This is a genomic window from Enterococcus sp. AZ126 (assembly GCF_051714545.1).
In the GTDB taxonomy this organism is placed as follows: Bacteria; Bacillota; Bacilli; order Lactobacillales; family Enterococcaceae; genus Enterococcus_L.
In genome coordinates, this window is the sequence record NZ_JBIOSB010000001.1 from 696,069 (window position 1) to 717,257 (window position 21,189).

At 34.1% G+C, this 21,189-nt stretch carries 19 protein-coding genes; 3 read left to right on the forward strand and 16 right to left on the reverse strand.

Translation table 11 applies throughout. The features are described 5' to 3' along the window. Positions 1–9: 9 nt before the first annotated feature. The 6 genes from IGI43_RS03330 to IGI43_RS03355 form a co-directional block, all read right to left on the reverse strand. On the reverse strand, positions 10–378 hold the full coding sequence (locus tag IGI43_RS03330; protein ID WP_438756414.1) for a hypothetical protein: 369 nt from the start codon (positions 376–378) through the stop codon (positions 10–12). A gap of 6 nt (positions 379–384) precedes the next feature. Continuing rightward, positions 385–1,638 (reverse strand): hypothetical protein, encoded by a 1,254-nt coding sequence (locus tag IGI43_RS03335; RefSeq protein ID WP_438756415.1) that lies wholly within the window; start codon positions 1,636–1,638, stop codon positions 385–387. After that, the gene (locus IGI43_RS03340) at positions 1,631–2,392 is read right to left on the reverse strand and encodes a tandem-type lipoprotein (RefSeq protein ID WP_438756416.1); all 762 of its coding nucleotides are present in this window, start codon (positions 2,390–2,392) and stop codon (positions 1,631–1,633) included. The genes IGI43_RS03335 and IGI43_RS03340 overlap by 8 nt, the downstream gene beginning before the upstream one ends. A 182-nt stretch (positions 2,393–2,574) precedes the next feature. Then, a complete protein-coding gene (locus IGI43_RS03345; RefSeq protein WP_438756417.1) occupies positions 2,575–2,808 on the reverse strand; it encodes a hypothetical protein in 234 nt (77 codons plus the stop codon). Next, positions 2,801–3,571, reverse strand: a complete 771-nt coding sequence (locus tag IGI43_RS03350) for a tandem-type lipoprotein (protein ID WP_438756418.1) — start codon at positions 3,569–3,571, stop codon at positions 2,801–2,803. The genes IGI43_RS03345 and IGI43_RS03350 overlap by 8 nt, the downstream gene beginning before the upstream one ends. A gap of 373 nt (positions 3,572–3,944) precedes the next feature. Next, entirely contained in the window at positions 3,945–5,462 is a 1,518-nt protein-coding gene (locus IGI43_RS03355; protein ID WP_438756419.1) for a flavocytochrome c, read from the reverse strand. A gap of 319 nt (positions 5,463–5,781) precedes the next feature. On the opposite strand from IGI43_RS03355, the gene IGI43_RS03360 reads away from it, so the two are divergent. Then, on the forward strand, positions 5,782–7,182 hold the full coding sequence (locus IGI43_RS03360) for a TrkH family potassium uptake protein (RefSeq protein ID WP_438756420.1): 1,401 nt from the start codon (positions 5,782–5,784) through the stop codon (positions 7,180–7,182). Between the two features lie 54 nt (positions 7,183–7,236). Here IGI43_RS03360 and IGI43_RS03365 read toward each other — a convergent pair whose 3' ends face one another. Next, positions 7,237–8,511 (reverse strand): NCS2 family permease, encoded by a 1,275-nt coding sequence (locus IGI43_RS03365; RefSeq protein ID WP_438756421.1) that lies wholly within the window; start codon positions 8,509–8,511, stop codon positions 7,237–7,239. A gap of 425 nt (positions 8,512–8,936) precedes the next feature. On the opposite strand from IGI43_RS03365, the gene IGI43_RS03370 reads away from it, so the two are divergent. Together IGI43_RS03370 and IGI43_RS03375 are read left to right on the forward strand one after the other, a co-directional pair. Continuing rightward, complete coding sequence (locus tag IGI43_RS03370; protein WP_438756422.1) at positions 8,937–10,274, forward strand: MurT ligase domain-containing protein; 1,338 nt, start codon at positions 8,937–8,939, stop codon at positions 10,272–10,274. A 40-nt stretch (positions 10,275–10,314) separates the two neighbouring features. Beyond that, the gene (locus tag IGI43_RS03375) at positions 10,315–11,010 is read left to right on the forward strand and encodes a type 1 glutamine amidotransferase (protein WP_438756423.1); all 696 of its coding nucleotides are present in this window, start codon (positions 10,315–10,317) and stop codon (positions 11,008–11,010) included. Between the two features lie 92 nt (positions 11,011–11,102). Here IGI43_RS03375 and manA read toward each other — a convergent pair whose 3' ends face one another. The 9 genes from manA to IGI43_RS03420 all read right to left on the reverse strand — a co-directional run bounded on the left by manA (position 11,103) and on the right by IGI43_RS03420 (position 21,126). Beyond that, positions 11,103–12,077 (reverse strand): mannose-6-phosphate isomerase, class I, encoded by a 975-nt coding sequence (gene manA, locus IGI43_RS03380; RefSeq protein WP_438756424.1) that lies wholly within the window; start codon positions 12,075–12,077, stop codon positions 11,103–11,105. 60 nt (positions 12,078–12,137) lie between these two features. Beyond that, positions 12,138–13,160 carry a serine hydrolase domain-containing protein gene (locus IGI43_RS03385; RefSeq protein ID WP_438756425.1) on the reverse strand — a complete coding sequence of 341 codons (1,023 nt, stop codon included), beginning with the start codon at positions 13,158–13,160 and terminating at the stop codon, positions 12,138–12,140. A 40-nt stretch (positions 13,161–13,200) separates the two neighbouring features. Further along, a complete protein-coding gene (locus IGI43_RS03390; RefSeq protein WP_438756426.1) occupies positions 13,201–14,031 on the reverse strand; it encodes a VOC family protein in 831 nt (276 codons plus the stop codon). A gap of 280 nt (positions 14,032–14,311) precedes the next feature. Then, entirely contained in the window at positions 14,312–15,547 is a 1,236-nt protein-coding gene (locus IGI43_RS03395) for an ABC transporter permease (RefSeq protein ID WP_438756427.1), read from the reverse strand. After that, a complete protein-coding gene (locus IGI43_RS03400; protein ID WP_438756428.1) occupies positions 15,544–16,254 on the reverse strand; it encodes an ABC transporter ATP-binding protein in 711 nt (236 codons plus the stop codon). Before IGI43_RS03400 ends, IGI43_RS03395 begins: the two co-directional genes overlap by 4 nt. Positions 16,255–16,265: 11 nt before the next feature. After that, entirely contained in the window at positions 16,266–17,423 is a 1,158-nt protein-coding gene (locus IGI43_RS03405) for an efflux RND transporter periplasmic adaptor subunit (protein WP_438756429.1), read from the reverse strand. 637 nt (positions 17,424–18,060) lie between these two features. Continuing rightward, a complete protein-coding gene (locus IGI43_RS03410; protein WP_438756430.1) occupies positions 18,061–18,708 on the reverse strand; it encodes a TetR/AcrR family transcriptional regulator in 648 nt (215 codons plus the stop codon). A gap of 177 nt (positions 18,709–18,885) precedes the next feature. Continuing rightward, complete coding sequence (locus IGI43_RS03415) at positions 18,886–19,467, reverse strand: guanylate kinase (RefSeq protein WP_438756431.1); 582 nt, start codon at positions 19,465–19,467, stop codon at positions 18,886–18,888. A 210-nt stretch (positions 19,468–19,677) separates the two neighbouring features. Then, on the reverse strand, positions 19,678–21,126 hold the full coding sequence (locus tag IGI43_RS03420; RefSeq protein WP_438756432.1) for a glycoside hydrolase family 1 protein: 1,449 nt from the start codon (positions 21,124–21,126) through the stop codon (positions 19,678–19,680). Positions 21,127–21,189 lie beyond the last annotated feature (63 nt).

Below are 21,189 nucleotides of genomic sequence, written 5' to 3' on the forward strand. Positions count from 1 at the left end.
ATTTTTTCATTACTCATTTTCTTTTCTCTCCTTTTCTTTGAAAAGAGTGAGTTCATCCTCTATAGATTGAGTTTGTTTTTTATAATGAATGGTATTTTCTTCTTGTTTATTTTCCAATTCTTTCATTGTACTATTCACAACCTTGTCCCCATCATCCTTACATTGTTCTAACAGATGGTATACGCTACTCATATTTATTGATTCACTATATTGGGCTTTTTGATAATGATAGCGGTAGTTTTCTGAAAGATTTTCTAGCTCACGACCAAACTTTTGCTTTTCATAAAACGCTTCTTCCAGCTCTTCTTCAATGTTTCTTTGGTTCTTTTCATACTCTGATTCCAACTCTGCTAATTGATTTAAATATGTTCTCTCCATCAGAGTTTATCCCCCTATTTGTCTGGCTAACTCTTGGTCTGTTTCGACTTGTTTATTTATTGACGATTGGATTTGCCCGATCAATTCATAGTATTCTTGTTGGATCGAAGATAATTCAGCTATTTTTTGCGCAAATTCTTCTTTTGGTTCTATTCGGACAAATGGCTCTGTTGCCCCACCGGCATTTAAAGAATCTACCACTTCTTCTTGAACTAATGTAGAACCTATAGAATCCCCCATTTTTACTGTATTCATCCATAACGTATCAAAGTCTTTTTTTGCTTCACGATACATTTTTTTGATATCATCTAGTTCGATTTGAAGGGTTTTACTCATTCCTTGTGTCAAAATCAATGCTTCAGCTGCATCTAAATAAATTTCTTCTGACGCTGATAATCCTCCACCACTTTTCAAAAACTTTGCTCGTAGCAATTCCAGACCAATTAATTTTTTTGTCGTATCTGTTTGAACTTTTTGTTGCGCTACATAAACTTTATTCAAGTCAGGCGTATGCCGGCGAATAAAATCCTGTTCTTTCTTTGTTAAAAAACCAGTGATATCATGCTCTTTGCCATTTTCTAGGATAATAATTTTTCCTGGATAGATACTTCTAGGAACTTCACCTGCAGCTTTATTTAATGGATCATTTTCAGACACAAAATAAATGATATTTCCGCTATATCTTCCAAATAAATCAGATAATTCTTGTTGATTCGACTTCTTTAGATTTCCTAATAAATTCATTAGAGGGGCTGAATTATAAAGTATAATATTGGGTATATTGTGTTGCATCCCCATAATAGTCCCATTTCTTCCACCTAAAGAATGGCCTGCGACTGTATCAATGGTATAGCCATTTGATTTTAAATCATTCATAAATTTGTTACTAGCATTAAAATATACAGAGGAAGGACCATCTCCTTTAAAAGCTATATTGCCCCATTGGCCAACATCTTTTGCACTCTCTAATTTGCCATTATCAAAGTTAGTACCTGCGAAACCAACCACAACTTTTCCTGTGTTGTTATCTAAAAATGCTACTCCACTTGAACTTGTTTTAGGGTCATAGAATGCATCTACTAGCTGGAGGTTAGAAGGGAACTGTCCATTATTTTTTAAATCGTTTATTTGAATATTTATATCCGAATTTGTTAATCCATTAACTTTTGCATTTTCAACTTCATAAGAAATAGTGGCTACTGTACTTGTTGCTTCGGAATCCTTCTTTAGTCCCTTATCTCTAATGTCATAATTACTCATTCGTAATATCCTCCTCTGATAGAGGTTGGAAATTTACATAGTCTCTAAAAACGATTGGCGGATTCTTAGAATAACGAATTTCTATATTTTTATTCCCTACTGAGCTACCTTCTAAATCACCCGTTCCTTTTAGTAATAACGTAGGTACTTTATCCATTGGGATATCATATCTTTCTCTCAACTCCTTAATATTTTGATTATCATTTGTTAATTGATATTCTAATTCATACATTGGAACTTCTGGGTTGTACATTTTTTTTATATTTTTATAATTATCTAATTTTTCAAAATTACCATATTGAACAAAAAATTGAAATTTTTGTATTTTCTTAGTGAGTTCATCCTCATTTAGCTCATTGACAGAATGTATCCCTTTCTCATCAAGGGTAATTGGATATTTATTTTCTTCAACTCCTTTTTTCACATCATCATAATACTTTCTTATGAAATAAAATCCTTTTGCTTTTCTAGTATTTCTATTTAACCTAAGTACCGCGCCTTCCGAATATACATCACCATCTACTTCATGGGCAATAGACATATTAGTTTGTAAAACCCAAACGCCCTTATCATCTTTATCAAATTCATCATCTCGATAACCTTCCAAATCGTAAAAACTCTCCAAATCTGGTGTTGGATACATAGCTAATACTTTCTCAAAACTTTGTTCAATTTCTGCTTTATTTTTTGTTTCACAACCAGTTAATCCACTCATTATCATCAGCCCTCCTAAAAACAAATATAATTTTCTCAAGATATTGTCTCCTTCATGACAGGATGAAATTTATTTACACTATAGTCAATATTTATTTTACCAAAAGTATCCTGAAATAGATAGCTATATATTACATTTTCGTTATTTAATTTTAAATACTGCTAATGTGAAAAAACATTTAGGTTCTATTTTCTTAGCAAAAAGTATTACATTTATCGTACTCAAAGTATTGCAAAACAACTCGAACTTGATTTAGAGTCGTAGAATGCATCTAATAGCTGAAGATTAGAAGGAAATTTCCCCTTTTCTTGTAGTGTATCAATTTGTTCTTGGACCTCTTTTAAAGGCACACTATTAACTAATGCATTTTCTACTTCACAAAAAATTGTTGATACTGCACTAGTTGCTTCACTATCTTTTTTTATACCTTTATCTTTGACTTCATATTTACTCACTTGTTAAATCCTCCTCAGAAAGAGGTTGAAAATCAATAGAATCTGTGAAAAATATACTTAATTTTTTATCAAATCTAAATTCTAACTGTTTATAACCAACCGAGTTACCTTCTAAGTCCCCAGTCCCTTTCAACAATAAAGTAGGTGATTTATCTGTAACAATATCATACTTGCTTCTCAATGCTTGAACATTGGAATCTTCATTTGTTAATTGATATTCTAATTCATACATTGGAACTTCTGGATTATACATTTTTTTTATATTTTTATATTTATCTAATTTATCAAAATTTCCATACTGAACAAAGAACTTAAATTTTTCAACCTTCCTTTTAATTTCTTCTCTTTGTACATTTTCTAATAAATGAAAACTATTTTCATCGTATATAACTGGATACTTTTCTTTCTCAATAGGCTTACTTAAATCATTAGAAGTTTTTCTAGTATAATAGAATCCTTTTGCTTTTCTTGTATTTATATTGATTCTTAGTAACATGCCTTCTGTAAATAAATCTCCTTCTTCTGTTTTACTCATTGAGAAATCAGAATTTAACACCCAAACTCCCTTATCATCTTTATCAAATTCATCATCTCGATAGCCTTCTATATCGTAAAAACTCTCCAAATCTGGTGTTGGATACATGGCTAATACTTTATCAAAACTTTGCTCAATTTCTGCTTTGTTTTTGGTTCCACATCCTGTTAATCCACTCATTATCAATAGTCCACCTAAAACTAAATATAAACTCTTTGCACTCTTCATGGTTTGTTTGCCTCCTAAAAAGGATAAAATACTATGTATAGCTAACAGTTTACCATTACTCTTACTAGTTGTCGTCATCTTTTTTATTAAAGTTTTAATTTAAATACTAATTGATCATATAAACTTACATCATTTATTTCTTAGTTATCATCTAACTCTGCTTAATTTCTATTTTTTATCTAGAATAAGACCTCGTACTTATCTAGTTTAGATAATACTTAAAAAAATCAATCTCAAATGGTTCATTTTTTTGCATATTTAAATGGTACTCTTAATAACTCTCTCAGCTAACTAGATACATGGTATTTTTTCGTCTAAATAAAGAAAGCGACAAGATCAAGACACATTTGCCTTGATCTTGTCGCTCAGTTATTTATTTTTGTGCGGAAGCAAAATTTGCTGCTTCTGTTCCAGATTGACGACCAAAGACGATAATATCCGCTACAGCGTTTCCGCCGATACGGTTTGCACCATGTAGTCCACCGGTTACTTCACCAGCTGCGTACAAGCCTTTGATTGGTGTTCCGTCTTCTTTTAATACTTCTGTTTTTGTATTAATTTTCACACCACCCATTGTATGATGGATTCCTGGTGCGATTTTGATTGCATAGTAAGGGGCTGTTGACAAATCATGATCCATCCCTGTCGTACGATTGAACTGTGTATCATCTTTTGATTGAACATCTTGATTCCATTGATCTAAGGTTTCTTTTAATTTTGCTTCTGGCATGTCGATTTTTTTGGCTAATTCTTCGATTGTATCACCTTTGACAACAAAACCTTGTTCATCATAAAAATCAATTGCTTTCGCACGATCACGAACGCCTTGATCAAAGACTAAATAGGCTGATTTTTCTGGTAATGCTGTAATTGCATCAGAAACTTTATCACGTGTATCCATTTCATTAACAAAACGTGTACCGTCTTGTGATACTAAAATTGCGCCTTCTCCACGAACCACTTCACCAATCAAATATGATTTTTCTTGTTGAACCGTTGGATGGATTTGGATTTCTTTCATATCAACGGTGGCACCACCAAGTTTTTCGATCATCTTGATTCCGTCACCCGTCGTACCTTCTTGATTGGTTGTTACATAATCTTTTAATTTTGGATCATATTCTTCAAGCATTTCTTTATTCGCACCGAAACCACCTGTTGTAACAATTACAGCTTTTGATTTGATTTCTTTGGTTTCTTTATCATCAAGTTTTACTTTAACTCCATCTACTTGTCCGTCATTCTCAATGATTTCAGTGACATCTGCATTCACGAAAAGTGGGATTTCTTCTTCTTTCACATTACGAACAAGTCCATCTACCAGATAGCCTCCGATTGCAGAACCATCAGCTGGACGGTGTGTACGTTTTTCACTCATACCACCAGTGATTGTTAAGTTACTTAATTCAATTCCTTTTGTATCTAACCAGTCAATTGCTCCTGCTGAATGATCCACGAAAAAGCGTAGTAATTCTTTATCGTTCGTTCCTTTTCCACCTTTTAACGTTTCTTCATAGAACTTATCATTACTATCTACGATACCTTCTTCTTTTTGATATTTTGTTTCAGAGGCATTCATACCCGAAGAAGATTTGATTGTATTTCCACCAGCAACTGGCATCTTTTCTAAAATAACTGGATTCATACCAGCCTCTTTTGCCTGCAATGCCGCCGTCATTCCAGCACCGCCTGCACCAACGATTATAATATCGTATTGATCTTTTAATTCACTCAAGTCTGTATAACCATTAGCTGAAGCGCCAGAAGTAACTTCTGTACTTTCTTTAGACGAATTACTTTTCTTCGCTGTTTTCTCTTGATCACTGGTACAGCCTACAGCTAATCCTGCAACTAGGCCAAGTGATAATATACTCATGATGATTTTTTTCAATTTTTCCTCACCTCAATAATTTTTGACCACACAATCCCCAATTCTTCACTTTAAAGATAACAATCAACCATCGAATGTGATTGTATTCACATCTTTTGAAGTAATTCCTCCTTTTTTTTAATCCATTACTTTGTCTATTAAAGAAAAATAAACAAAAAAATGTTACACCTTTCACAATAAAATAGCATATTCTGATCGACTTGTATTATATTCTCGTTTTTTTTAATCAATTTCTTATTTCTTCTAACCTATTCATTCTTTGTTTGCCCATCATTTATTTTCTGCTATACTTGACTTAATGATAATCAGGAGGTCTATTATGAATCGATTTCGACATTTATGGTTGGCTCAGCGTAAAGGAAGACGCTTTATTTCTAATAACTTTTCATCTATTCAAATAATTGTTTCATATTATATTATAATGACATTCGTTTCGTACTTACTATTTTGTTTACCATTTTTTAGAGAACCAGGTTCTCATGTTGTATTCATTGACATGTTTTTTATGGCGATCAGCACTGTAAGTGTTACGGGTTTATCCACATTTGATATTAATTCTGTTTTCAATGATCGTGGTGTGATTTTGCTGGAAGTGCTCTTTCAAGTCGGTGGTTTGGGTATTATGATGATTTCTACAGCATTTATTATTCTGTCCAAACGGAGAATTTCTCTAAAACAGCGTCAATTGATCATGACAGATATGAATCAGCCAAAATTAAGTGGTATCGTCCGTTTGATTCGAATTACATTTACAATTATTTTATGGTTTCAAGTAATTTTTGGTACATTCTTTTCGATTTATTTTTATTTTTCTGGCTATTATACTACTTGGTCAAAAGCAATTTTCTTTGGTTTTTATCAATCGATTTCGGCTGTTACAAACTCTGGATTTGACGTGACTGGAGATTCGATCATCCCATTTGCCAATGATTATATTTTTTTGTTGGTGATCATGTTTTTAATTTTTGTCGGTGGTATTGGTTTTCCAGTATTGATGGAGATTCGCGAGTGGCTGTTTTTTAAAAAGAAAAAACGTGGCTTGCCCTTCCGCTTTTCACTATTTAGTAAGATTGCGATATTAGCTTTTGTTATTTTGTTTGTTGGTGGGACGATTTTGATTTATTTGTTGGAAAAAGATCATTTATTTGTTGGAATGGGTGAGCTGCAACGTTGGATTACTTCGATGTTTTATTCTATGACTACTCGAAATGCTGGTCTGCAAATTAATGATTTAGGTGATTTTCAAGTTACAACATTGATTGTTTTTTCTTTATTGATGTTCATTGGATGTAGTCCAAGTTCTGTTGGTGGTGGAATTCGGACAACCACAGTTGCAATCATCGGTTTGTACTTATTTGCCTTTTTGAAAAGCGAGGATAAGATTAATGTGTTTGGACGTAGAATTGATGAAGATGATGTAAAAAAATCAATTGTCGTCTTTATGCTTTCGATGATCATGTGCTTTTTTGCCGTTTTATTTTTAACTGCAACAGAAGATCATCCGCTTATTGCGATAATTGTTGAAGTCGCTTCTGCTTTTGGTACAACTGGTTTATCCTTGGGTATTACTTCTGATTTAACAACAGTTGGTAAGTTAATGATCGCGCTTTTGATGTTTATTGGACGTATCGGCATGCTGTATACATTGCTGTTATTTGTACCAAAAGAAACGCGAGATATTGGTTATGAATATCCTTCTGAAAAAATTATTATTGGTTAAAAAAAGTGGTTGAGGCAAAACTGATTTTTAGTTTTGCCTCAGCCTCTTTTTCGATTAAATCATCACATTTACAATCAAATAAATCAAGAATAACCCTGAAATCAACCACATTGCTAATGGCAATTCCGATTTTTTCCCTGCAACCCACTTCGTCAATGGATATGCGACAAATCCAAACGCCATTCCATCAGAGATGTTCATCGTAAATGGAATCAACACAATCATCAGTATTGCAGGAAAGTAATCACTGAAATCATCAAAATCTAATGTTCTGATCTGTTGGATCATCAAGAAGCCCGTTATGATGATCGCTGGTGCCAATGCTGAATCTGGAATATAAGAAAGAAAAGGTAGAGCTAACAAAGCAAGGAAGAAACAGATACCACTCGTTATCGAGGTCAAGCCAGTTTTTCCACCTTCTTCAATACCTGTCGCACTTTCCGCTGCAGCAACAGTTGGACTTGTTCCAAAAACACTAGACAACAATGTTACAAATCCAGTTACCCGGTATGCCCGTAAATATTGTTTTTCGTCTGCTTCTGGCATCAAACCCTTAAGCAAACCCATTGACTCAAAAATCAAAATCATTGATAACGCAAATACTCCGAGTAAAAAGTTTTTAGAAAAGAACGAACTAAAATCTAATTGTAAAAAAATTTGAGAATAATGGCTTAATCCATTCAAAGAAAAATGTTCTGTCGGCGCTACCATATTAAAAATATTTGCAATAAGGGTTACGACCACAATCCCTATAAAAAAACTACCTTGAATCCCTTTTACAAATAAAATGACTGTTAAAACTAGTGAGAACAACGTCAACATCGTTAAACTGTTGTCTAAAGGTGCAAGCTGTAAAAAAGTGTGTTCGCCCCGTAAAATCAAATGCCCTTTTTCTAAACCAATCAAAACAAGAAAAAAACCGATCCCTACCGTGATACCTGTTTTTAACGTTTCAGGCACAACTTCTGCAAATAATTTACTAAGCTTCGTAAACGCAACCAATAAATACACGATACCTGCGCAAAAACTAACAGCCAAGGCCTGCTGCCAGGTCAAACCTAATGAAAAAACGAGTGTATAGGTAAAAAATGAATTGACGCCCATTCCAGTCGTTAAGACAATTGGTGCATCTGCAACGAATCCAATCAAGATCGATCCAATAATTGAAATAAAAATTGTTCCAAAAATCGTTAATTCTTTCGGCATTCCTGCTTCAGCTAAAATGACTGTATTCACCATAATGATATATGAAATGGCAAAGAATGACGTTGTTCCCGCTAAAATTTCTCGTTTTATATCTTCTTTTTTAAGTTTTTTCCAATTAAACATAAAAGTCCTCCTTATAATAAAAACAGAAATAGGCTTGCTCAGCTCTTAGAAATTGATGAAATCAGTTCTGTAGGTAGTGCTAGCCCATTCAATTCGATGTAGATTCACTGAATAAAATTATTTTTTACTCAAATTCCAACACAGTAAGAATAACATATTGAAAGCGCTTTTTGAAATTTCTAAAGTTTTTTTTATTTTTCCATATAATACTTACTACAGATCACAGCTACAATCCATTGATTTCATTTGCTGATTTTTCATAGATTTTATTTTTCATCGTCTTTTTTATTTCTCGCTCCTTGATATGATCCTAATATAGTAAGAAAGAGTAAAAGGAATTAATTTTTCTTTTTAATTGTGTTATTATAGATTGAGTTTATTCTTGCGTTTACTAATGATAGTTTATATAAATTGGAGGGCACTTTATGGGAATCAGAAGTCATGTAGCAATAGCTGCTGGAAAAACTTCTCAATGGGTATTGCAAACTTTCTTTAAAGGCGGTAGCAGTTATCCTGGAAAATTAGCATTAAAAATCGATCCACAAATTTTAGATACTTTAGCGAAAGATTATGAAATCATAGTAGTCACTGGTACGAATGGAAAAACCTTGACAACTGCGCTGACCGTTAATATTTTAAGACAGGAATTTGATCATGTATTGACCAATCCGACAGGGGCAAATATGGAACAAGGAATTGTTTCAACCTTTTTATCTGCTAAAAAGAAAGGTGCTAAAAAGAAATTTGCAGTTTTAGAAATCGATGAAGCAAGTTTAAGCCGTGTCACAAAATATATCGAACCAAAACTATTTTTATTTACCAATATTTTCCGAGATCAAATGGATCGCTACGGTGAAATTTATACCACATACAAACTCATCGTTGACGGTGCCGCTGCAGCTCCAAATGCGCCGATTCTTTGTAATGGTGACTCACCTATCTTCAATTCAATTGAAACAGTCAATCATAGAAAATATTATGGCTTTAATCATAAAGCTGACGAAGAACAAATGGCTCACTATAATACAGACGGATTACTTTGTCCAAAATGTCACCATATTTTACATTATAAGATGATCACTTATGCTAATCTTGGGAAATATTACTGCCCTAACTGTGGCTTCCATCGTCCTGAATTGGATGTTCAATTAACTGAGATGGTGGCCATGGATAATACTTCTGCTGATTTCGTGATCGATGGATCCCAATACAGTATTGGTGTCGGCGGCATGTATAATGTCTATAACGCTTTGGCTGCGACGTCTGTTGCCGAACATTATGGCGTTTCTCCTGAGAAAATAAGAGCTGGACTCAGCTATGACGAAAAAGTCTTTGGTCGTCAAGAAACCATCAATATCAATGGTAAATTATGTACCTTGGTGCTAGTCAAAAATCCTGTTGGCTTAAATCAAGTCATTGATATGATGGCACTTGCCCCTCACTCTTTCTCACTTGTTTCTTTACTAAACGCAAATTATGCGGATGGAATCGATGTTAGCTGGATCTGGGATGGTGATCACGAGTCATTTGCACAAATGAAGATTCCAGAAGTCATCGCAGGTGGTGACCGTCATAAAGACATGGCTTTACGTTTAAAAGTTGCAGGGATCTCTGAAGATAAATTAAAAGAAATTCCTAATTTAGACGATGTGATCACAGCAATCAAAGAACTACCAACAGAACATGTGTATATTTTAGCTACATATACTGCTGTTTTGCAATTACGTAAATTACTAACTACGCAAGGCTATATTACTAACTAGCCTATTGAAAAAAGAGAAATCAGAAATGAGGTAAAAAACAATGCCTAAAGAATTAGTTGTATGTCATTTATATGGAAATTTATTGAATACTTATGGTGATAACGGCAACTTATTGATGTTAAAATACCTTGCCGAAAAAATGAATGTAACGTTCCGTTCTGAAATCATCAGCATTCATGAGCCGTTTGATCCAAATAAATATGATTTAGTATTTGTTGGGGGTGGCCAAGATTTTGAACAGCTGATCATTTCAGATGATATCCAAACAAAAAAAGATACCTTGACTGAATACATTGAAAACGACGGTGTTATGCTAGCAATTTGTGGTGGGTTTCAATTACTAGGTCACTATTACATGGGTGCTAAAGGTGAAAAAATCCATGGGATCGGCGCTTTGGATCACTATACACTTAGTCAAGACAATAACCGTTATATTGGTGATATCGTGATTCATAATGAAGAATTTAATGAAACCTATTATGGTTTTGAAAATCATAATGGCCGAACCTTTTTAGGTAAAGGAGAACGTCCTTTAGGCAATGTCGTTAAAGGAAAAGGCAATAACAGTGAAGATGGTTCTGAAGGTGTCATCTACAAGAATGTCTTTGGTTCTTATTTTCACGGACCGATTCTTGCCCGCAATGAAAATCTATCCATTCGGTTGATCAAAACTGCGTTAGAGAAAAAATATAACGAGCCTTTCAATTTACCTCAAGAAATGGTGACAGCAGAATAAGAAAAAAAAGTGGCTAGGATATAACTCTACGAGTTATATCCTAGCCTTAAGTAATCCGAACAGATGCTTCTATCCCGACCTTTTTTTATGTTTTATGCATCCACTCCAGGCTCAGAAGCTATGATCGTCAAATCACCTTCAACACGCCATTTTGCGATATCATTTGGCAAAATAAAGCTGGTACCTTTTGTTAGTTCATAGCTTTCAGTCTTCGTAGTTTCAACCTCTTCAATAACCAATTGACCTACACCTTCAATAACTGTAGCTAATGTATACGGTGCATTTTTCTTTAAGTTCAATACACCATTGACTTGCCATTCGTAGACATTGAAAAACGGGGTATTTAAATACGTAATAATGCTGGATTGCCCTTGATTTTGTTGCTGAATTGATAATTGTGCCTCTTTTGCCGGAACTGTTGTTACATCCACAGATTGTTGAATGTGCAGCTCTCTAGCATTTCCTTGGTCGTCTTTTCTATCATAATCATACACACGATACGTGGTATCACTGCTTTGTTGTGTTTCTAAAATCATGATTCCTTTGCCAATCGCATGAATCGTTCCGCTTGGCACATAGAAAAAGTCACCCTTTTTTACAGGAACTTTCTTAAGCAAATCATCCCAGCGCTCTTCTTTGATCATTGCTTCAAGCTCTTCTCGGCTTTTCGCATTATGTCCATAAATAATCGTAGAACCCGGTTCAGCATCGATAATATACCAACACTCCGTTTTGCCAAGTTCACCTTCATGTGCTAGTCCATACGCATCATCTGGATGAACTTGTACAGATAGATCATCTTCAGCATCTAGAATTTTGGTCAATAAAGGAAAAACCTCCCCTTTAGCATTGCCGAATAATTCACGATGATTTGTCCAAAGTTCATCTAACTTTTTCCCTGAAAATTCACCATTTTCTACTGTACTAACTCCATGAGGATGTGCGCTAATCGCCCAGTCTTCCCCAATCTTATTATTTGGTAAATCAAAACCGAATACTGTGTGTAAACGATCGCCACCCCAAATTTTTTCTTGAAATACTGGTTTTAAAAATAAAGGTTGCTGCATAGTTTAGAGACTCCCTTCAAAATTTATACTCCTCAATTATACCACTAAAAAGAAAGCGATTCATCTTTGTTTGTTATTTTTTTCTATTAAATAAGTTTCGATGAGTTCATCTCTTTTTTTGATATATTCTGCTCTTTTATCCACTGGATGAACTCGATTAGAAAGAAATACAAATCCTTCCTTACCAATAGGATCGATCAATAAAAACGTTCCTGTATAACCAGTATGAAATAAAATCGACTGTCCCGTCAAATCAGTTTTCAAATCCCATCCTAAAGAGCGATGGCCTTTTTGATTAGGTGTTTGATCAATTAATAATGAGTGAATTGTATTTTTCTTTAATATTCGGTTCTCTTTATATAGCCCTTCATTCAAGTACATAGCTGTAAATTTTTTAAGATCAGTCAAATTAGTAAATAAACCAGCATTGGCTGCATGCTCTGCTAAAATAAATGCTTTTGGATCATGCGTTTGTCCACGAATCAAGCCACGAACCAGGTGATTTTCAGTCGGGATAATGGTAGAAGGATCCTTAGGTAAAAAAAGACTTTCTGACATATCCATCGGCTGTAAAACACGCTCTTTAAAAACCGTAATGACGTCTTTATCAAATAGTTTTTCTAGCATAAATCCAAGCAAAATAGTTCCAGTATCCGTATAAGCCACTTTTTGGCCTAAATCTGTCCCTGCCTGAACCTTATTGTATGCTGCTTTTAACTCCTCTTTTGATAATGCATCACGATTTTCAATATAACTTTGAATATCAGATGTATGTGTCAAAAGATGGCGAATCGTTATTTTTTCATCTTCAAAAGCCGCATAATAATTTTTAAACGGTGCATCAATGTTGATTGTTCCGGCTTCCATCAACTGTAAGACGACTGTTGTGGTACAAACAACCTTTGTCAACGAGGCAACATCAAAAAGCAGCGAAGGCTTTAAGGGTTCAACTGTAGGATAGAGTTGAGCATTTCCCCATGTGTGGTCTTCCGTCCCTTCATCCAGTACGAAAGAAAAGCTGGCACCAGGAAAAATCCCCTCATCAATGAAATCGTTTATTTTTTCTTTTGTTTTTTTATACATGATTTATTTTCCTCATTGTTTTTTCCCTTTTTTTATTTCTCTAATCTCTAACGAACCACCACTCAATTTCACTAGGATCATATATCGTTAAAATCGTTAGCTTTTTATCAACAAAAAATTCTTGTTTCTGCTTCTCCAAATGTTGTTTCAGCTTTTTCATTTCTTCTTCATGATTTATTGTCACAACAAAAAAATCTAAGCCTAGTATTTCTTCAGAAGTATCTACTTGTCTATCCTGTTTTTTTGAATCCTCTAAACGAATCCAAAATTTTTTATCATTTAAAGATAATGTATCAGCCGTTTTACCTTCAGAAATCATTCCTAAAATATCTTCATAAAATGAATGATGCTCTGCTTTATCTTGTACACATAATTTGAGGCAATCAAATCTCACATCTGCTGAAAGGCTAGAATATAAAATATCGCTTTGATCTACCAAGGATTGAATATCGAGTATTTCTTCTTTAAACTGGTCTGATGCTCCTTGATAGCTGATCTCTAATTTATTTCCTTCTGGATCTTCTAAAAATACACTCCTTCTATATTCTTTTTGTGTCGATTTAAGGATAGGATAGTTGTGAGCTGTTATTCTTCTTAAAAGACTGCCAAATTCTTCCTTTGTTGGAATCAGCAAAGAAAGACAAGCGGATTTCTCAACAAACTTTGTTTTTACTCTTTCAGAATCAGTTTCCTCTAATATCAATAATCGACTATTTTTCGCTTGCGATCCAAAGATAGAAAGATTATTCTCTTCTAATTTTAAAATAAATCCCAATACATTTTTGTAAAAACAAACCATTTTTTCCACATCTTCTATGTGAATAGCAACCGTTTTCACTTGCACATCTTTTGATAATTCAAAATTCTCCATTCGTCTTCCCCCTCGAATGTCTTCTTTATTTATTCTAAACATCTCAACTGAATTCAGCAAGCAAATGCTCTTTTAAACACCTAGCAAGTAGAGAACGTTTTTGAGAAAAAGATCGTTTTTTCTACTACATCACTCAAAAGAAGGGTATGAGCCAAAAGTAAAAATCACTTTTAGCTCATACCCTAGATACGAATAAATAATAAACACAGATACAAGCTCCTGTTTATTTCTCTAAATCAAAGACTCTCCACTCCATCCTTTTTACTATTTTATCTATCACTTAATTGTAGATAGCTTTGATCGGGTCCATTCTTGATGCACTGATAGCAGGAATGATCCCAAATATAACTCCTGTAAGAATGGAGACTACAGTTGATATGGTAAAAATTGATGGTGTCATAACTGGAACGATATTTACCAAACCACCGACTAATATTGAAAGAAGATATCCTAATCCAACACCGATCAATCCCCCCAGCAACGTTATAAAGGCTGCCTCCAATAAAAATTGCATCAGAATCATTCGAGGTTTTGCCCCAATTGCTCTGCGAATACCAATTTCTCGTTTTCTTTCTGTGACAGAAACGTACATGATATTCATCACACCAATACCGCCTACTAAAAGAGAAATTGCTGTGACCGCCATCAAGAACATCGTCACCCCACCAATTGCATCTTCCATTTGCTTTTGATTCTTTTGTTCTTGATCATTTTCCTTAAAAGTACCTTTAAGATCTGGGTGACTTTCATTTAAAATACTAACTGCTTGTGCAATAACTGTTTGTTTGTCAGTCCCTTCTTTTAATTTGAAATTAATACCGCTAATTGATTTTGACGTTGCCAGTTTATTATATGAGCTTCTTGATACAAAGCTACTAGACACAGCATCCCAATCTACAGAAATGTCTTGGGAATTCCCTAAAGATTCATAATCAAATGGTTCTAATATGCCAATCACTTTATACATATACCCGTTGATTGCAACAGCTTTTCCAATCAGTTCGCCAGGATCATCCATTTTCAAGCTTTGCTCAAAAATATCATGATTCAAAATGATTACATCTTTATTGATATCCCGATCATCAAAATCTCGTCCATATTTAATTTTGTTGTTTCCTTTATTAGAAGTGACCATTAGACTTGCTTTAGCCCCAAAATAATCCAACTCCATGCCCAAATTATCTCCCATCATTCCATCACCATACTGAGGATAAACGGATTCTACTCCATCGACATTTCTGACTTTTTTCATATCAACTCTAGAAAAACTATAATCTGGTTTTTCGTAAGTCATCATGCCAGAAAGACTTTCATCTTCCATAGTATAATGTAGCTTGACTACATTCGTATTCATAGCACTTGTTGCAGACAACACTTCTTTTTTCATGCCTTCTCCCAATGTTGAAATGGTTACAACCGAGGCAATTCCGATAATAATTCCGATCATCGTCAGAAAAACACGGAGTTTATGGGCTCTTAAACTCAATAATGTACTGATCAGTAGATTTGAGATCATCGAATCACCTCTTCTTCAAGAAAACGGCCATCTTTCATATGGATCACGCGCGTCGCATATTTTTTCATATCATTATCATGAGTCACCATCACGATTGTCTTGCCTTGACGGTTCAACTCTGTCAATAACTCCATGATTTCCGTTCCTGTTTCACTATCCAATGCGCCAGTCGGTTCATCTGCCATGATTAAAAGAGGATCATTAACTAAAGAACGTGCGATTGCTACACGCTGCTGTTGCCCACCAGACAATTCATTTACTTTTGCTTTTGTTTTTTCGCCTAACCCGACTAACTCTAAATATTTTTCAGCAATTTTGCGTTTTTCTTCATTACTTTTCTTCCCTTCATAGACGCATGGCAATTGTACATTTTGGCTAACGTTCAAGGAATTGATCAAAAAGAATTGTTGAAAAATAAATCCAAGATATTCATTTCGAAACTCTGATTTTTTATTTTCTGACAGCTTGGAAACATCCTCTTCTTTAAAAAGATAGTTACCATCAGAAACACGATCTAAAAAACCGATGATGTTCATCAAGGTTGTTTTTCCACTTCCAGATTTTCCCATGATCATAATGAATTCGCCCTCATTGATCGTAAGATCCAATGATTTTAAGACGTGCAATTTCTCTTTTCCAACAGGAAAATATTTATTGATTGCTTGCATCTGAATAAGAGGGCGTAGACTTTTTTCTTCTTGTATCATGTATACTCCTCCTATTCTTTAACTTCAGCCACTACTTCATCAGATTCTGTATTGTCATCTCCTACCAAATCGCCTTCTTTTACTGGTTTTTTAGAAGAAACTATAATTCGATCTGCTGACTCTAAACCGGAATTGATGATCGTATTTCCATCTTTTTCTTCACCTATTTGAACATCACGGCGAATCACTGAACCAAAATCGTTCACTAATACATATTTTTTCCCGTCTTGATCATGAATCGCTTTTTTCGGCACTTCGATTGGTTTATTATCGCCTAAATTGATCGTTGCCTGCATATGGTAGCCATTTTTGATTCCCTCTAATCTATCTAGAGATAATTTAACATTGTAGGTCGACATCGATCCATCAGTATTATTACTGTCACTTTGATTTTCTTTGGCCTCTGGAGGATTATCATCAATGTATGAAATTTTCCCTGTGACAGTTGTTCCACTTGAAACGACTGAAAGATTCGCTTTTTGATCCAAACCTATTTTCAATAAATCTTTTTCATTCACTTTTCCAGCAACATATAAACCATCTGATGTTAAACGAAGAATTGGTGCGTTTTCGTCTTTTACTTCGGGGATTGATACTCGCCCTTTGAATTTTGCTTTTGTTGAGATAAACTGATTCGTTGATAAATCAGCAATCGTTTGATTTGAGAATAAAATTTCTTCATCTACACTATCGATTTCTGCTTGGTGTTGTTCATTAATAGCAACACCTGTCGTTGTTCGATCTTCTTCTTTTGTTTTATTAAAATTATCAATCGCTCGATTCCATTTATTATAGATATTTTGTTTTTTTGTTGCTAATTTACTTAATGTATTATTTTGAGCTTCGATTTCTTTTGTTATTTCTTTATCTTCATACGTGAATAGTTCTGTTCCAGATTCCACAACATCTCCATTTTTTACTTTTATTTCAGGAGTGCTAGTCATTTTTGTATCTTTAGAAAATGCTTCAGCTTGTTCCGGTTGTACAACACCGTTAATATATACCTGTTCAATATCCGGTACTTCAAAATACTCGATCCCTAAATCTTCCCCAACTGGCTTTGCATTCGATTTAGCTTCTTTTTTCCCTCCTAATAAACTTGGAAGAAAAAAAATACCGATTAGTAGCAATACAACAATTCCTATAATGATCATTGTTTTTTTCTTCATCACTCTTCTCCTATCTCAATTTTTTAGTTATGATTTTTACTAACTTTGTTATCTTACTCTTTCATTTAACCATTATCCGGTTTGTCATACAAGTTACATTTTTGTAATTATCAGAATATTCAGTTTTTTAAAACTTGTTTTATTCTTTCATTATTGATTTCTCCACAGCAAAAATTGGGCGGGACAGAAGCGTTTATGTCCGAAGGATTTGCTTTTGCTCCAACCATTTATTCGGATCGCTCGTAGAGTGATGTGTACGCATTTTATTCTCTCGTCACAATTTTTATTTCCAAGCGCTCAGAATATTCTTGATTACTTTTATATAAACTTATCCTGATCAATATGACTGGATGTTTTATAAAATATACTAGCTAAATAAGTAACAGGATTTTAAAAAAATTTAGACAGTTTTATTGGACTGGACTAGTCACATGAATGTTCAAGTTACGTAAAAACTTTTCCCTGTGAAACGTCTATAGATAGAGTTAGTACTCTAAGAAGCTCTTTATGTTTTGAATTGTTCTTTTTCAGCCAAAAAGAAAAGCCTAGAGGGAGTTTTCTCTAGACTTTGCAATAATCGATTTAATTCTTTGGCTTTTCTTCACAAATAGTAGGTGAAAAAAGCTGTTTATATTGGCTATTGATACACTCCATTTTTCAACCAATTTAATTTTATTTTAAAGTTTTTAATGATTTGTTCAATATCATATTGAGAATTTTTTTCAAGTTGTCGATATCCTTCTACAATCGAAGAATAAACGCTATTCATGAGCATTTGCATCAATAGTTTAAATTCCACTTCGTTATGAATGGTTAAGTTAGAAAAGTTGATTGCTTTATAAATCTTATAGCCATGATATTTTTTTTGCCACTGTTCATCCTTTTTACCATTTGTGCTGAATTTAGGAGAAACTCGGCTATAGGCTTGATCATCCATATTCATAAAAAGATTTTGATAAAATGGGGCATGTTCCCCAGTCAATACTTCAAAAATCATTTTCGAAAAATACGTGGTCATCCCATCAAACAAATCACCATTTGCCTCTTTGATACATTTTTCAATATTTTTTTTACTATCTTGTCTTAATGATTCAAAATAGTAATAATACAAATCTTCCTTATCTTCAAAATATTGATAAAAACTACCTCTTGGTATCTCAGCTAATTTTACGATATTGGCAATTGATGCTTCTTTCAAAGGGGTTCTAGAAAATTCTATTGATGCTGCTTCCAAAAGTCTATGTTGTTTCTCCTCTGATAAATGAAAAAAAGTCTTTTTTGGCATTTATTACATCCCTTTCTTATATCACAGCTCAGCATATGACAAGGTGTCATATGGCACTTTGTCATTATAGCACCATGGAATAAAAAAGCAAGAGAACTTAGATTGAATGTGCTGAAATGTATCTTTTTACAAATAATTCATTAGATGAAAATCGTTAGAAAAACGAATGATTTCATCTTAGCTTACATTTAATACGTTCATTACTACATTTTTTACCTCGGCGACAACGTTTTCAAATGATTGATTTGCATTGATTATATAGCTGTTCGGATACGTGATCACTTTATTTTTATTCTGAATTTCTTGATCGTATAATGCACCGCGCTGTGTGATGATCACTTCGTCGTCTTCTCTTGTCTGTAATCTTACTAATACATTATTTTTAGATACCTCTAAAAAAATTGGAATAACCATGTTGCCAAATTGTTTTTCGATTTCTTGAAAGCCTTTGATCGTTAAAACATCATATGCATAATGATCCGTCGTTTTTTGAATCAACTCTGCGATTCCAACACCATATTGATTGCCATGATACGTATCATGTTCTGCTAATGCTCCTTTATCTACAAGCTGTTCAAATTGTTCTTTTGTTTCAAAATAATAATCTAAACCGTCTTTTTCTTCCTTGCGAATTGAACGTGTTGTATGTGAAATTACTTTATATTTTGAATTAAAAACGGCTTCTGCTACTTTCGTTTTTCCTGAACCACTCGGACCTATAATGACAAAAAATGGATGCTCTAATTTTTTTCTTTCCATTGGTCATTCCTCCTCACACCCCCACTATACAACAAGTAAGTGATGGCTTCAAAAATCATGATTAGACTGCAAAGAGAGAATTGTAAATTCAACATCTGTCTATTCTGAAAAAACCATCACTATTTTTGACTTTGACTAACTCTTTTATCGTGTAAAATAACCAGAGCAGTAGATCAGAATCTTCTTTGATCTACTGCTCTGGTTTATTTTTTATTTCAAGTCTTGGCCATTTGTTTCAATTACTTGTTTGTACCAATTAAATGATTTTTTCTCATAACGATTCATTGTGCCTTCACCGTTATCATCTAAATCTACATAGATAAAACCATAACGTTTACTCATTTCCCCTGTTGAAGCACTTACTAAATCAATACAACCCCAAGGTGTGTAACCCATTAAATCCACACCATCTTTAATCGCATCTGACATGGCTTCAATATGACGGCGTAAATAGTCGATTCGGTAGTCATCTGCCACATAAAAGTTTTCATCAACTTTATCGATTGCACCTAAGCCATTTTCAACGATGAATAATGGTTTTTGATAGCGATCATATAATTCATTCAACGCAATTCTCAATCCTTCAGGATCGATCTGCCAGCCCCATTCACTTGCTTCTAAAAATGGATTGCGTACACCGCCTAATAAGTTTCCAGTCACAGTATCTTCTTCTTCAGCAGTTTCATTGACGGCCGAAGACATATAATAACTAAAACCAATATAATCGACTGCATATTTTTTCATTAATTCTAAATCATCAGCTCCGATTTCTAACTCAGAAACGCCATACTTATCAAACATGCGTTGTTGATATGCTGGATACTCACCACGCACTTGAGCGTCTGTGCAATAGAAATTGAATTCTTGATTGTGTTCTAATGTTGCCATTTGGTTGACTGGATTTGCATCAATACTGTATGTTGTTGCGTAAATGATCATACAACCGATTTGCATATCTGGATTGATTTCATGACCGATTTTAACAGCTTTAGCGCTAGCTACAAATTGGTTATGCCATGCTTGGAAGATATTTTGATAATCATCAGCGCCAGTTGATTTGACCATTCCTTGACTTAACGCTGGGAAATGGAAGGCAGAATTGATTTCGTTGAATGTCATCCAATATTTCACTTTTTTACCATAACGAGTTAAGACAACTGTTGCATAGTTTTCAAAGAAGTCGATCATTTTACGATTTTTCCAACCGCCGTATTCTTTAGCTAAATGTAACGGCATTTCATAATGTGAGATTGTAATCACAGGTTCGATCCCCTGTTTCAAACACTCGTCGATCACTTGGTCATAAAACTTCAACCCAGCTTCATTTGGTGTCGTTTCATCACCTTTAGGGAAAATTCTAGCCCAAGCGATTGAGAAACGATAACATTTGAATCCCATTTTGGCAAATAACGCAATATCTTCTTTAAAACGACTGTAATGATCGATACCGCGATGATTTGGATAAATGAATTTGTCCTCATCGATTTCCCAATTAAACGTATCACTCCCTAAGATTTGAAAACGTTGTTTACCTCCTGGCATTGCATCTGCTACTGACAAACCTTTACCGTCCGTACGATAAGCACCTTCTAATTGATTGGCTGCAGTTGCACCGCCCCATAAAAATCCCTTTGGAAATACTGTTGTTTTGTTTGACATTTGCAATTCCTCCTAATTTTAGATACATAGCTTGATATCATAGAAATGTTATCGATTCTTTTG

Bases quoted from the DNA above. Each gene is read 5' to 3' on its own strand.
- IGI43_RS03330 (WP_438756414.1), bottom strand. From the start codon at position 378: ATGGAGAGAACATATTTAAATCAATTAGCAGAGTTGGAATCAGAGTAT.
- IGI43_RS03335 (WP_438756415.1), bottom strand. From the start codon at position 1,638: ATGAGTAATTATGACATTAGAGATAAGGGACTAAAGAAGGATTCCGAA.
- IGI43_RS03350 (WP_438756418.1), bottom strand. From the start codon at position 3,571: ATGAAGAGTGCAAAGAGTTTATATTTAGTTTTAGGTGGACTATTGATA.
- IGI43_RS03360 (WP_438756420.1), top strand. From the start codon at position 5,782: ATGAATCGATTTCGACATTTATGGTTGGCTCAGCGTAAAGGAAGACGC.
- IGI43_RS03365 (WP_438756421.1), bottom strand. From the start codon at position 8,511: ATGTTTAATTGGAAAAAACTTAAAAAAGAAGATATAAAACGAGAAATT.
- IGI43_RS03370 (WP_438756422.1), top strand. From the start codon at position 8,937: ATGGGAATCAGAAGTCATGTAGCAATAGCTGCTGGAAAAACTTCTCAA.
- IGI43_RS03375 (WP_438756423.1), top strand. From the start codon at position 10,315: ATGCCTAAAGAATTAGTTGTATGTCATTTATATGGAAATTTATTGAAT.
- manA (WP_438756424.1), bottom strand. From the start codon at position 12,077: ATGCAGCAACCTTTATTTTTAAAACCAGTATTTCAAGAAAAAATTTGG.
- IGI43_RS03385 (WP_438756425.1), bottom strand. From the start codon at position 13,160: ATGTATAAAAAAACAAAAGAAAAAATAAACGATTTCATTGATGAGGGG.
- IGI43_RS03390 (WP_438756426.1), bottom strand. From the start codon at position 14,031: ATGGAGAATTTTGAATTATCAAAAGATGTGCAAGTGAAAACGGTTGCT.
- IGI43_RS03395 (WP_438756427.1), bottom strand. From the start codon at position 15,547: ATGATCTCAAATCTACTGATCAGTACATTATTGAGTTTAAGAGCCCAT.
- IGI43_RS03400 (WP_438756428.1), bottom strand. From the start codon at position 16,254: ATGATACAAGAAGAAAAAAGTCTACGCCCTCTTATTCAGATGCAAGCA.
- IGI43_RS03405 (WP_438756429.1), bottom strand. From the start codon at position 17,423: ATGAAGAAAAAAACAATGATCATTATAGGAATTGTTGTATTGCTACTA.
- IGI43_RS03410 (WP_438756430.1), bottom strand. From the start codon at position 18,708: ATGCCAAAAAAGACTTTTTTTCATTTATCAGAGGAGAAACAACATAGA.
- IGI43_RS03415 (WP_438756431.1), bottom strand. From the start codon at position 19,467: ATGGAAAGAAAAAAATTAGAGCATCCATTTTTTGTCATTATAGGTCCG.
- IGI43_RS03420 (WP_438756432.1), bottom strand. From the start codon at position 21,126: ATGTCAAACAAAACAACAGTATTTCCAAAGGGATTTTTATGGGGCGGT.